The organism is Pseudomonas sp. 13B_2.1_Bac1, from assembly GCF_025466155.1.
Lineage (GTDB): Bacteria > Pseudomonadota > Gammaproteobacteria > Pseudomonadales > Pseudomonadaceae > Aquipseudomonas > Aquipseudomonas aylmerensis.
Map to the genome: position 1 here is coordinate 52998 of NZ_JANLOH010000058.1, position 12521 is coordinate 65518.

Annotated in this window: 12 protein-coding genes; 5 read left to right on the forward strand and 7 right to left on the reverse strand. The window is 61.9% G+C overall.

From position 1 onward, the window contains the following. Positions 1-134 precede the first annotated feature (134 nt). The 3 genes from uvrD to NTD80_RS15710 all read left to right on the forward strand — a co-directional run bounded on the left by uvrD (position 135) and on the right by NTD80_RS15710 (position 4005). Positions 135-2318, forward strand: a complete 2184-nt coding sequence (gene uvrD / locus NTD80_RS15700) for a DNA helicase II (RefSeq protein ID WP_106802256.1) — start codon at positions 135-137, stop codon at positions 2316-2318. A 270-nt stretch (positions 2319-2588) separates the two neighbouring features. Next, positions 2589-3461, forward strand: a complete 873-nt coding sequence (locus NTD80_RS15705) for a Tim44 domain-containing protein (protein WP_262134234.1) — start codon at positions 2589-2591, stop codon at positions 3459-3461. A 136-nt stretch (positions 3462-3597) separates the two neighbouring features. After that, positions 3598-4005, forward strand: a complete 408-nt coding sequence (locus NTD80_RS15710; protein WP_017739032.1) for an SMI1/KNR4 family protein — start codon at positions 3598-3600, stop codon at positions 4003-4005. 78 nt (positions 4006-4083) lie between these two features. Here NTD80_RS15710 and NTD80_RS15715 read toward each other — a convergent pair whose 3' ends face one another. Continuing rightward, positions 4084-5847 carry a cation:proton antiporter gene (locus NTD80_RS15715; RefSeq protein ID WP_262134235.1) on the reverse strand — a complete coding sequence of 588 codons (1764 nt, stop codon included), beginning with the start codon at positions 5845-5847 and terminating at the stop codon, positions 4084-4086. 291 nt (positions 5848-6138) lie between these two features. On the opposite strand from NTD80_RS15715, the gene NTD80_RS15720 reads away from it, so the two are divergent. Next, a complete protein-coding gene (locus tag NTD80_RS15720) occupies positions 6139-6621 on the forward strand; it encodes an acyl-CoA thioesterase (protein WP_065902603.1) in 483 nt (160 codons plus the stop codon). Positions 6622-6642: 21 nt separating this feature from the next. On the opposite strand, the gene NTD80_RS15725 is transcribed toward NTD80_RS15720, so the two are convergent. Next, positions 6643-7674, reverse strand: a complete 1032-nt coding sequence (locus NTD80_RS15725; protein ID WP_065902605.1) for a hypothetical protein — start codon at positions 7672-7674, stop codon at positions 6643-6645. 82 nt (positions 7675-7756) lie between these two features. Next, positions 7757-8629, reverse strand: a complete 873-nt coding sequence (gene pdxY, locus NTD80_RS15730; protein WP_262134236.1) for a pyridoxal kinase PdxY — start codon at positions 8627-8629, stop codon at positions 7757-7759. Positions 8630-8746: 117 nt separating this feature from the next. Between pdxY and NTD80_RS15735 the strand changes: the two genes are divergently transcribed. Next, positions 8747-9142, forward strand: coding sequence for a DUF3301 domain-containing protein (locus NTD80_RS15735; protein ID WP_262134237.1), 396 nt, complete (start codon positions 8747-8749; stop codon positions 9140-9142). On the opposite strand, the gene NTD80_RS15740 is transcribed toward NTD80_RS15735, so the two are convergent. Genes NTD80_RS15740 through dksA form a run of 4 tightly spaced genes read right to left on the reverse strand, consistent with a single transcriptional unit; the run spans position 9136 to position 12426 of the window. Next, positions 9136-10098 (reverse strand): CobW family GTP-binding protein, encoded by a 963-nt coding sequence (locus NTD80_RS15740; RefSeq protein ID WP_262134238.1) that lies wholly within the window; start codon positions 10096-10098, stop codon positions 9136-9138. The two genes, NTD80_RS15735 and NTD80_RS15740, sit on opposite strands and share 7 nt — an antisense overlap. Before the next feature lie 44 nt (positions 10099-10142). Continuing rightward, on the reverse strand, positions 10143-10787 hold the full coding sequence (locus tag NTD80_RS15745) for a DUF1826 domain-containing protein (RefSeq protein ID WP_213551855.1): 645 nt from the start codon (positions 10785-10787) through the stop codon (positions 10143-10145). After that, on the reverse strand, positions 10787-11995 hold the full coding sequence (gene zigA, locus NTD80_RS15750) for a zinc metallochaperone GTPase ZigA (RefSeq protein WP_262134239.1): 1209 nt from the start codon (positions 11993-11995) through the stop codon (positions 10787-10789). The genes NTD80_RS15745 and zigA overlap by 1 nt, the downstream gene beginning before the upstream one ends. Before the next feature lie 26 nt (positions 11996-12021). After that, a complete protein-coding gene (gene dksA / locus NTD80_RS15755) occupies positions 12022-12426 on the reverse strand; it encodes an RNA polymerase-binding protein DksA (protein WP_262134240.1) in 405 nt (134 codons plus the stop codon). Positions 12427-12521 lie beyond the last annotated feature (95 nt).

Genomic DNA, 12521 nt, shown 5'->3' on the forward strand with positions numbered 1-12521 from the left:
GGGCTGCGGCCATTGACCGACCAGTCATCACCCGATGCAGAATGTTTGCCCGGCGCGGATCAGCCTGGATGTTTTCCGTCGCCCGCCCGGCATTGGGATTTGCCCGAGCCCCCCCGGCACCCTAGAATGCGCCGATGCGCGATGATCTCTCCCTTTTGCTGAACTCCCTCAACGATGCCCAACGCCAGGCCGTAGCCGCCCCCGTTGGCCGTCAGTTGGTCCTGGCCGGTGCTGGCTCCGGTAAAACCCGAGTGCTGGTGCACCGTATCGCCTGGTTGATCCAGGTCGAGAACGCGTCGCCGCACTCCATCCTGTCGGTGACGTTCACCAACAAGGCCGCTGCCGAGATGCGCCATCGCATCGAGCAGTTGATGGGCATCAGCCCGGCCGGCATGTGGGTGGGCACCTTCCACGGCCTGGCGCACCGCCTGTTGCGGGCGCACTGGCAGGAAGCGGGCCTGGTCCAGACCTTCCAGATCCTCGACAGCGATGACCAGCAACGCCTGGTCAAGCGCGTGATCCGCGAGCTGGGCCTCGACGAACAGCGTTGGCCAGCGCGGCAAGCGCAATGGTTCATCAACGGCCAGAAAGACGAAGGCCTGCGCCCGCAACATATCCAGGCCAGCGGCGACCTGTTCCTGGCCACCATGCGCAGCATCTATGAAGCCTACGAGGCCGCCTGCGCGCGGGCCGGCGTTATCGACTTCTCCGAACTGCTGCTGCGCGCCCTCGACCTGTGGCGCGACAACCCAGGCTTGCTGGCCCATTACCAGAAACGCTTCCGGCATATCCTGGTGGACGAGTTCCAGGACACCAACGCCGTGCAGTACGCCTGGTTGCGCCTGCTGGCCAAGGGCGGCGACAGCTTGATGGTGGTGGGCGATGACGACCAGTCGATCTATGGCTGGCGTGGCGCGAAAATCGAGAACATTTACCAGTATTCCGAAGACTTCCCGGACGCGGTCACCATCCGCCTGGAGCAGAACTACCGCTCCACCGCCGGCATCCTCAAGGCCGCCAACGCCCTGATCGCTAATAACACCGGGCGCCTGGGCAAAGAGCTGTGGACCGACGGCGGCGAAGGCGAGGCGATCAACCTGTACGCCGCGTTCAACGAGCACGATGAAGCGCGCTACGTGGTGGAAACCATCGAAAGCGCGTTGAAGACCGGCCTGGCGCGCAGCGATATCGCGATTCTGTACCGCTCCAACGCCCAGTCGCGGGTGCTGGAAGAAGCCTTGCTGCGCGAGCGCATCCCGTACCGCATCTATGGCGGCCAGCGCTTCTTCGAGCGAGCCGAAATCAAGAACGCCATGGCCTACCTGCGCCTGCTCGAAGGCCGTGGCAACGACGCGGCGCTGGAGCGGGTGATCAACATCCCGGCCCGCGGCATCGGCGAAAAAACCGTGGAAGCGATCCGCGACCACGCCCGCCACGCCGATGTTTCGATGTGGGAAGCCATGCGCTTACTGATCGCCAATAAAGGCCTGACCGGCCGCGCTGCCGGGGCACTGGGCGTGTTTGTCGAACTGATTGAGAACCTCGCCGCCAAGTGCTCGGAAATGCCCCTGCACTTGATGACCCAGACCGTAATCGAGCAATCCGGGTTGATCGCCTACCACGAAGCGGAAAAAGGCGAGAAAGGCCAGGCCCGGGTAGAAAACCTTGAGGAACTGGTCAGCGCCGCGCGTGCGTTCGAGAACACCGAGGAAGACGAAGAGCTGACCCCGCTCGCGGCCTTCCTCGGCCATGCCTCGCTGGAAGCCGGCGATACCCAGGCCGATGAGCATGAAGACAGCATCCAGCTGATGACCCTGCACAGCGCCAAGGGCCTGGAATTCCCCTACGTGTTCCTGGTGGGCATGGAAGAAGGCCTGTTCCCGCACAAGATGAGCCTGGAAGAGCCTGGCCGCCTTGAGGAGGAACGCCGCCTGGCCTACGTGGGCATTACCCGGGCGATGCAGAACCTGGTGATGACCTACGCCGAGACCCGACGCCTGTACGGCAGCGAGACCTACAACAAGGTGTCGCGTTTCGTCCGTGAGGTGCCGAAGGGGCTGATCCAGGAAGTGCGCCTGTCCAACAGCGTCAGCCGCCCGTTCGGTGGTGGCCAGCAGCAGAACTCCAGCAGTCTGTTTGCCGGTTCCGAAATCCCGGAAACCCCGTTCAGCCTGGGCCAACAGGTCAAGCATGCGATTTTCGGCGAAGGCGTGATCCTCAACTTCGAAGGCGCCGGCGCCCAGGCACGGGTACAGGTGAACTTCGCTGAAGGCAGCAAATGGCTGATGATGGGCTACGCGAAGCTCGAGGCCATCTGACACCCTCCCCTTTGTAGGAGCCGGCTTGCTGGCGATGGCGGTCCTAAGACCGCCATCGCTGCGGGCGACGACTCGACAAGCCGGCTCCTACAATGTGAAGAATTGTGACCCTCCCTTGTATTTCACCTGCACGGGCCAATATCTGTATTAAGTCCTACAGACCATTCTGATTCGGTCTTACGCAAAAGCCCGAAACATTATGTCGCTAGCCACTGTCACTACACCTGTGCAACATGGCGCGCGTGCAATCCACAAATGGGAATTCCCTTTATGAAACGTTTTCTTAGCATCGCCATGGCGTTGTGCATCGGCCTGACGATGAGCATCGACGCCAACGCCAAGCGCTTCGGTGGCGGCAAAAGCATGGGCTCGGCACCGACTCACCAGACCAGCCAAATGGCTCCTTCCGCCGGCGGCATGGGCGGTGCAGCCGCCACCGCAGGCGCAGCCGGTGCTGCTGGCGCCGCGGCCAAGGCCGGCGGTGCTTCGCGCTGGTTGGGCCCTCTGGCCGGTATCGCGGCCGGTGGCCTGCTCGCTTCCATGTTCATGGGCGGCGGCTTCCAGGGCATGCAGATCTTCGACATCCTGATCCTGGCGGTCATCGCCTTTGTGATCTTCCGCTTCATCGCCGCCCGTCGACGCAAGCAGCAGGAGCACCTGGCTCCAGCCGGCGCGCCGATGCAGCGTGAAGTGTTCGAGCAGAAGCCAGCCATGGGTTCGATCTTCGGTGGTTCGGCCGCGCCTGCCGCCGCCCGTCCGGTGATCAACGCCCCGGCGTGGTTCAACGAAGAGCGTTTCGTCGAAGCGGCCCGCAGCCACTTCCAGTCCCTGCAGCAGCACTGGGACGCCAACGAAATGGACAAGATCTCCGAGTTCGTGACCCCACAACTGCTGGAGTTCCTCAAGCGCGAACGCGCCGACCTGGGCGACGCCTTCCAGTCGACCTACATCGACGACCTGCGCGTACAGCTGGAAGGTGTGGATGATCGCGCCGACAAGACCATCGCCACCCTGACCTTCAGCGGTGTGTCGAAGACCTCGCGTTTCGACCAGGGCGAAGTGTTCAGCGAAAGCTGGAACATGGAACGCGCCCAAGGCGACAACCAGCCTTGGCTGGTCGCCGGTATCCGCCAGAACGGCTGATACCCGCGCGCTTGAGCAAGCCGTAACAAAAAACCCCGGACCTGTCCGGGGTTTTCTATTTCACGGTTGCACTTATAGCGAGCTACTGTATAAAACGCCCCTATAAACCGCGCCATCTAGCAAGAGGATCCCGGCCGTGGAAGAAATCATCGAACAATTGCGTGAAGCCAACGAACCGGTCCCGGTTCCTCTGGAACTGCCTGACGAAGACCAACTGGTGGAAATCGAGGAACAACTGTTCATCGACATCCCGTTTGTGTTCCGCGAATTCCTGCTGACCGTCAGCGACGTGGTCTACGGCAGCCTGGAGCCGGTGACCGTCACTGATCCGCAATCCCACACCTACCTGCCCGACGTGGCCGCCAACGCCTGGGATGCCGGCGTTGATCGCAGCATGATCCCGATCTGCCAGGACGGTGACGACTACTACTGCGTCGAAGAAGATGGCACCGTGGTGCTGTGGTCCGGCGAAGAAGAACTCGTCACCGAAGAAACCTGGGAATCGGTGTGGCACTGGGCGCGGGACGTCTGGCTGGAAAGCTGATCCCACAAGGCTTTGTGGCGAGGTCACTGTTCAGGGCTGCTGCGCAGCCCAGCGCAAGCTCGCTCGCCACCGTTGCTCTTAATGCTCCGGCGTGTCCTTGTGGTTATCCAGGGTCTCCAGCAAGGCGACCTGCATGCGCGTATGCACGCGGATGAACCACCGCCAGAGCACGGCCGCCACCGCAGCCGTGACGACGGCGATCAGCACCAGCAACTTGTTGGTCGGCAGAATGCTGGCCGACAAGGCCGCCAATAGCAGGAAGATCACCAGCAGCGACAACAGCGGGATCAGCTCGGCGATCACGCGTCGTACACGCTGGGTGTGCCGCCCGGCCATTTCCGGCTTCACGCTCATCTCTGCCAGCAACATCGACAACGCCTTGAGCTTGCGGTAAGCCGCAATCAGGAACGGCAGCGACAACAGCAGCGCCCCACCCCAGATCAATGCCTTCTGCCAGCTCGGATCACTGATCCACCCCTCCAGATACCCGCCAATGCGCGCCGCGAAGTAACTGCCGGCGAAGAAGATCGCCACCACCAGCGCCAGGTTCACCCCCACTTGCAGGATAATCTTGCGAATCATCGACGCCAGCATCGCGCCCTCACCCTGCGGCTGGATACTGCGCAGCCACTCGCCATACAGGCCAAACACCCGGCTCATGCGCTTGGGCATCACGGCGGCAATCTTCAACGACAACGGGTCGGCACCGCGAATCAGGTACGGCGTGAGCAACGTGGTGATCGCCGAAACGGCAACCGCCACCGGGTACAGGAAGTCGCTGGTCACCTGCAAGGTCATCCCAAGCGCGGCGATGATGAAGGAAAACTCGCCAATCTGTGACAGCCCCATGCCTACGCGCAGTGAGGTCCGGCCATCATTGCCGGCGATAAACGCGCCCAGGCCGCAGGACAGCATCTTGCCCAGCACCACCGCCACGGTGATTACCGCAATCGGCCAGGCGTATTGCAGCAGGATCTGCGGGTCGATCATCAAGCCAATGGCGACGAAGAAGATGGCGCTGAACATGTCGCGAACCGGCTCGATCAGGCGTTCGATCTTAATCAACTGACGCGATTCGGCCATGATCGCGCCAATCAGGAACGCGCCCAGCACCATGCTGTACTCCAGCTTGACCACCAGCAGACAGAAGCCGAAACACAGGCCGAGTACGGTGATCAGCAGCATCTCGTTGCTTTCAAACTTGGCCACGTAGGCCAGCAGGCGCGGCACCAGCAAAATGCCGATGACCAGTGCGACGATCATGAACAGCGAGAGCTTGCCGACCGTGGAGAACACCTCGCCGGAGCTGACCGTGCCACTGACGGCGATGCTCGACAGCAAGGCAATGATGCCGATCCCGAGGATGTCTTCCACGATCAGCACGCCAAAAATCAGCTGGGCGAAGCGCTGGTTCTTCATCTTCAGGTCATTGAGCGCCTTGACGATGATGGTGGTCGAGGAGATCGCCAGGATTGCGCCGAGGAACAGCGAGTCCATGGTATTCCAGTCGAACCAGCGACCGATCTCGTAGCCGATCCAGATCATCAGGATGATTTCCAGGAACGCCGCGATGAACGCCGTGGCACCGACCTTGAACAGCTTGCGCAGGCTGAATTCCAGGCCCAGGCAGAACATCAGGAAGATCACCCCCAGCTCGGCGAGGGTCTTGATGGTGTCTTCGTCGTGGATCAGGCCGAAGGGCGGCGTATGGGGGCCGATGATGAAGCCGGCGACGATGTACCCCAGCACCACGGGTTGCTTGAGGCGGTGAAACAGGATGGTGACAACCCCGGCCACCAACATGATCACGGCCAGGTCCTGGATAAAGCTGATGGCGTGCATGGCGAGGGGCTCCTTGAAGGTACTGGCGCTCTTCCTGCATCCGTCCGCGCCTTTGAACGGTCGCAAAGAGCGAGAGGAAGAGTCTGCCTTGATCGTAAGAAATGCCCTGAGATGGGCTTTTGAAGGTTAACACCGCGACTTCCGCCGGAAAGCCGGTGCAATATATGGAAACAGATCGGTGCACGCGTGACGGCAAGGCGCCCACCGGCGTCCCGTAAAGGATGGCGCTGCAAAGATTCCAGCACCCGCAGAGGTGCCCCCCAACCAATGCCTACAACCCGTGAGTGTGCTATGGAACCCGGAAACGCCCAGCTGTCGATGACGGTATTGATGACCCCTGACATGGCCAACTTCTCAGGCAATGTCCACGGCGGCACCCTGCTCAAGTACCTCGACGAAGTGGCCTACGCCTGCGCGAGCCGTTATGCCGGTCGCTATGTGGTCACGTTGTCGGTCGACCAGGTGATTTTTCGCGAGCCGATCCATGTCGGCGAATTGGTGACCTTCCTCGCCTCGGTCAACTACACCGGCAACACGTCGATGGAAGTGGGCATCAAGGTGGTCACCGAGAACATCCGCGAACGCTCGGTGCGCCATACCAACAGCTGCTTCTTCACCATGGTGGCCGTGGACGACCAGCGCAAACCCGCCGCCGTGCCGCCACTGCAGCCCCACAATAGCGAAGACAAGCGCCGGTTCGTGCAGGCCCAGCAGCGTCGGCAGATTCGCCAGGAGCTGGAGAAGCGCTACCAGGAGATCAAGGCAGACGCCTAGTAAGCGCGAGCGCGCCCATGCCTACAGGTGCCAGCACTTGTCATAGTGGGCACAGACATCAAAGCGCTGGTCCAACTGGCTCATGCGCTCCATGTGATGGTTGAGCACCTCGATCATCACTGACGTGCGTGTATTGGTGTAGTACGTGGTCATCATCTTGTCGTTGGCCTTGACCCGCTCGCGCGTGGCGAGGTCCGTCGGGTTCAGCCACTGTTGCAGCACCGCGTCCTCGATAAGCGTGAGCCGGAAGCGATAAACTTCCTTGTAGAACCCCAGCGTGCGTGTCTGCTGGGCTGCAGCCTCTTCATTCAACAGTGCGTAGTTCTGGCGATATTGCGCCCAGTAATCCTGCGGCAACGTAAACGATCCCATCGCCACCTTGCGCTTGGCAATCTGCTCCTCAAGGGCTTTGGCGGTCGTCGGTGCTTCGGCCGGGGTGTCAGGGTTCATCATTTTGAACAACTGCACGTTGGTGTCGACGATGGTGTTGATCAACGCTGTGCGCTGGGCGGTTTCGGGCAGCTGCCTGGGGAACATCGGCGTGCTGCCGGCGCATGCCAGCAACGGCGTTTCGAACATTGGCAGTGGCGTGCGCGCGTCTTTGCCATTGAACCGTGACAGGCGCCGGAACGTGGTAATGCAGTTGCTCCCATCGACGTCGAAGGTTACTTCATATTCCTTGCCGGCTTCGGGCGTGAAATTGAACGCCTTGGCGCATACGTAGGAGCCGCCGTTGGTATTGAGTCGCACGAAAAGCGGCTGGCCGGCGGGCAACTTCACCTCCAGCAGGCCACGGGTTTTCGCTGGCGGCGGCACGCTCATGTCGGCGCGGCGGCGGGTATCGGCCATCATGAAGTTGTTGAGCATGCCGGTGGTACGGCCTGCGCAGTGCTGCGCATCGAAGAGGTCGAGCGTGGAGTTCTGTGTGTTGGAGATAAAGCGCAGCTTCGCCGCATCAGGTTCGGTGGCGTCCGGGTAGCTGCCGTTGACACTGCAGGCACTGAGCAGCGAGGCCAGGCTGAGCGCGGAAAAAACCCTAAGGGATGGCGACATGGATCTTCCTTGAAAAGCACAGGGGGATAAGAAGCGCCCGATAGTACCGGACGCTCTTGGCCTGGCTCAATTCGGCGGAGGCCTACAACCCAATGGGCGTGGCCTCGAAACGTACACGCGGATGGGCGATGCGGTCCTGGGCGCGCACCAGTTCCAGTTCGTAACTGGCGCAGGCCTGGGTTTCGAGCAGCACTTCATGCACTGCCGCCGCCGTGAACTCGAAGGCCGCCAGCAGGCTGTCGCCGAGCAGCACACGCGCCAGGAACAGCCCGGAGGTCAAGTCGCCGACGCCCACCGGTTGGCGCGGAAACGCCAGCAGCGGCCGGCGCAAGTGCCAGCTGCTATCAGCGGTCACCAGCAGCATCTCGAAGCCATCCGGCAACTTGCCGGGGTAATCCAGGTGCTTGACCAGTACCGCCTTCGGCCCGCGCGCCAGCAACGCCTTGGCCATGGCCAGGCAATCGAACAGTGATTGCGGCTTGCGCCCGGCAAAACTGTCCAGCTCCAGCTGGTTGGGGCACAGGAAGTCGGCCATCGCCGCCGCTTCTTCCAGCAGGAAATCGCTGACTTCCTGCGGCACGATGCAGCCTTTTTCCGGATGCCCCATCACCGGGTCGCACAGGTACAGGGCCTTGGGGTTGATGGCCTTGATGCGCGCCACACCGGTGAGGATCGCGCGCCCCTGGTCCGCACTGCCCAGGTAACCGGACAATACCGCGTCGCAGTTGCCCAGCTCGCCGATCGCGGCAATGCCTTCCACCAGCGCCGGAATCTGCTGCGGCGCCAACACTTCTCCCGCCCATTGGCCATACTGGGTGTGGTTGGAGAACTGCACAGTGTTCAGCGGCCAGACATTCACCCCGACCCGCTGCATGGGGAACACGGCAGCGCTGTTTCCGGCGTGGCCAAAGACCACATGAGACTGGATCGCAAGCAGATGAGGTGTGCGTTTCATGCGGGAGATTTCCGTAAAGCCATTGAAATTCTGGCCGCGCAGTATGCGACTAAACGCAGCCTGTACGACAGAGCGGCGACACAGTTAAGCTGCTCTCACTTTGTTGGAGTTCTTTGCATGCTGACCCTGGGAAACATCTTCGTGTTGATGCTGCTGGCGACCGCTGCCGCCTGGGTGTGGCACAACCACGGCCTGCGCGAGCGGGCGCTGGAACGGGTCAAGCAGCATTGCGCCAAGCTCGATATCGAGCTGCTCGACGGTGCGGTGGCGCTCAAGCGCATCGGTTTTGTGAAGGATGCCAATGGTCGGCGACGCCTGGCGCGCATCTACAATTTCGAATTCACCGTGACCGGCGAGACCCGCCATCCGGGGACGATCACCCAGTTCGGCGCCCAAAGCGCGCAGATCGAACTGGCGCCCTACCCGTTCGAGATCAAGACCCCACTGCCCAGTGCCAATGTGATCGAGCTGAGCCAATGGCGCGAGGACCACGCGGCCAAGAATCGTCACTGACGGCAGGCCGCGAGCGCCATCTGCAACGCGGCCACGTCCTGTGGTGCGCTGAAAATCAATTCGATCCGCGAGTCGCGGCGCCATTCACTGGGTTGCCAGGCAAGCGAAGCGTTATCCACGGCGTTGGCGGACATCCAGCCTTCGGCGCTGTGGATAACCAGCTTGGCGCGGCGCCATTCCAGGCTTTCCAGCCATCCGGATACCCTCACGGCATCGAATTGCTGACTCGGGTGCCAGCGCCAGCCAATACTCCAACCGCCTTCCTGGGCCTGGCTCAAGCAAATCGGCAGCGTGGGATCGCTCCAGATCGCCGGCAGTTGCGCGAGCCCCTCGGGCACAGCGAAGTTATCCACCGCGGCGGCGGCCAGTGCGCTTAATCCGGGTAGCTGCTGCAGTGGCAACTGGGCCTGGCGGGTCCAGTACACCGGGCAATTCGGCAACTGCCGTTCGACAGCCTGGCGCTGCACGGCATCCAGCGTCTCATCCTTGTTCAATACCAATAGCCCGGCACTGGCCAGTGTTTCCTGCTGCGCGGGAGGCAACGGTTTACCCGCCGCCAGGGCTTGGGCATCGAGTACCAGCACGCAGGGCTGAACCGCCAGCACGTTCTGCCACGGCGCCTGGCGCAATTGCTTGAGCAACTGCGCCGGGTGCCCCAGGCCCGAGGGCTCGATAAACAGCCGGTCCGGCTTGGCCTTACGCAGCAGCCGGCCCAGGCCTACCTGGAACGGTGCACCATTCACACAGCACAAGCAGCCACCGGCGACTTCGCCCAAGGCAATGCCGTCGTCATCCTGGGTCAGCAGCGCAGCGTCCAGGCCGATCTGCCCGAACTCGTTGATCAATACCGCCCAACGCTCGTTGGCCGGGCGTTGCGCGAGCAGGTGCTTGATCAGGCTGGTCTTGCCGGCGCCCAAGGGCCCGGCAATCACGTGGGTGGGAATGTTCTGCAGCATGAGACGCTTCATTCAGACCGTGTAGAACGCTAGATCCTACGCGGTTATGCCAGCCAATCCAGCGTCAGGATCAAGCGGCGTTCATCCGCCTTCAGGGCGGGCGAGCGATGGATCAGGCCATGACCTTCATTGCCATGCCATTTCGTGCCCTTGAGCAAGGCTACTTCGCCGCAGTGAATCTGCTCGATTCGCTCGGTAGGCTCGGCCTCCGGTCGGCTCAGCAGGCGACGGTCCATCACACCTTCGCGCAACCATTGGCTGCCGATCCCGGCATAGGTGGTGATCAGCCGCACCGGCACATGGTCCACGTGAAAGCGCGGGCACATGGCCTTGTCCAACAGGCGCAGGCGCACACCGATTCGCTTGGCACCCAGCAGGCAGGCAAACGCGCTGACCAGCCACGCCACATCAGCGATAAAACCTTCATAGCCTTCAAGATCGCGACAACTGGACGCCAGGCCCTGCAAGTTCGGCGCGGCGTCTTCGCGGCTCAACTCCACGACCAGCGAATCGGCCAACGGCTCATTGAGCGCCACCAGCAACGCGCCGAACTCGGCAATGTGCAGCGGCAACTGGCGCTGCCACAGCGCCAGGTTGACGCCGTCTTCGAGGATGTCGGACAGCGCCAGCGGGGTTTCGCCGCGGGTCTGGCGGATCACCGGGCGCAGGGGAATAACCGGGGCCAGCATCAGGCGGCCGCCTCGTCATACCAAGGGCCAAAGGGATCGTCCAGCAAGCGCCAACCGTCGACGCCCAAGGCCATTTCTGCGTCGGTGAGCAAGCAGGCATCGAGCTCGGCACGCAGGCGCGCGAAGTCGATGTTCTGCCCGATAAACACCAGTTCCTGACGGCAATCGCCAGTGCTCAATTGCCAGTTACCCATGATCGCCGCGACGCTTTCTTCGTCCTGGGGCCACTGGCTTTTTGGCACGAAGCGCCACCAGCGACCGGCAAAGCCGTGCCGCATCAGGCCGCCGGCCTGGGACCAGCTGCCCGCATCCTGGTGCTTGCTGGCCAGCCAGAAGAAACCCTTGGAGCGCAGCAGTTTGCCGTTGACCCATGGGCGGTCGATAAAGTCGAAAAAGCGCTGCGGATGCAACGGACGGCGCGCGCGATAGGCGGTGGAGGCGATGCCGTACTCTTCGGTTTCCGGCACATGCTCACCGCGCAGTTCCTGCAGCCACCCCGGGGCCTGCGCTGCACGTTCGAAGTCGAAACGGCCGGTATTGAGGATCTTGTGCAGCGGCACTTCGCCCATGACCATCGGGATGATTTCCGCCTGGGCGTTCAGGCGCTCGAGAATCGCCATCAGCTCCTCGCGCTCACGGCTGCTGATCAGGTCGATCTTGCTGATCAGGATCACGTCGGCGAATTCGATCTGCTCGATCAGCAGGTCGGTGATCGAGCGCTCGTCTTCCTCGCCAAGGGTTTCGCCGCGTGAAGCCAGGCTTTCGGCGGCCTGGTAGTCGAGCAGGAAATTCATGCCATCAACCACGGTGACCATGGTGTCCAGGCGCGCAATGTCGGCCAGGCTTTGCTCGTCTTCGTCGCGGAAGGTGAACGTTTCGGCCACGGGCAACGGTTCGGAAATGCCGGTGGATTCGATCAGCAGGTAATCGAAGCGACCTTCCTTAGCGAGTTTTCCGACCTCCTCGAGCAAGTCTTCGCGCAAGGTGCAGCAGATGCAGCCGTTGCTCATCTCCACCAGTTTTTCTTCGGACCGGTTGAGGGTGACGTCGCGCTGCACCTCGCTGCCGTCGATATTGATTTCGCTCATGTCATTGACGATCACCGCCACGCGCAGGTTGTCGCGGTTGCGCAGGACGTAATTGAGCAGCGTGCTTTTACCGGCGCCGAGAAAGCCGGACAACACGGTAACGGGGAGACGATTGGGCATCAGGTAGTCCTCATCAGGGTGGCCGGTCAAATCGCCCGTTTATGGCGTTCGCGCAGCTCTTCACGTTCTTTGGCTTCGATACACAGGGTGGCGGTAGGACGCAGCAGCAGGCGTTGCAGGCCGATGGGCTCGCCCGTTTCGCGGCACCAGCCGTATTCGCCACGGGCCAGCAGTTCGAGGGCGTCGTCGATCTTGTCCAGGAGCTTTTTTTCCCGCTCCAGCAGGCGCAGTTGCCACTGGCGCTGCTCTTCGGCGCTGCCCACATCGGCGGGGTCGCTGTTGGTTTCCTGCTCGCGCAGCTGCTGGAACTCGGCATCGATACGCGCTTGCAGTTCATTGCGCTGGGCCAGCAACAGCGCACGGAAGAAGCCTTGCTGGGCTTCATTCATGTAGTCGGCGGGTGGCTGGGCCAGGAGGTCTTGTTCAGTCATGGGGAGCGGTTCACGGGTCAGGCTGTGGTTTAATGTTATAGTATAACAATGCAAATAAGCCAATCCCCCTTGCTCGTCACGACGAAGGGCGCAAT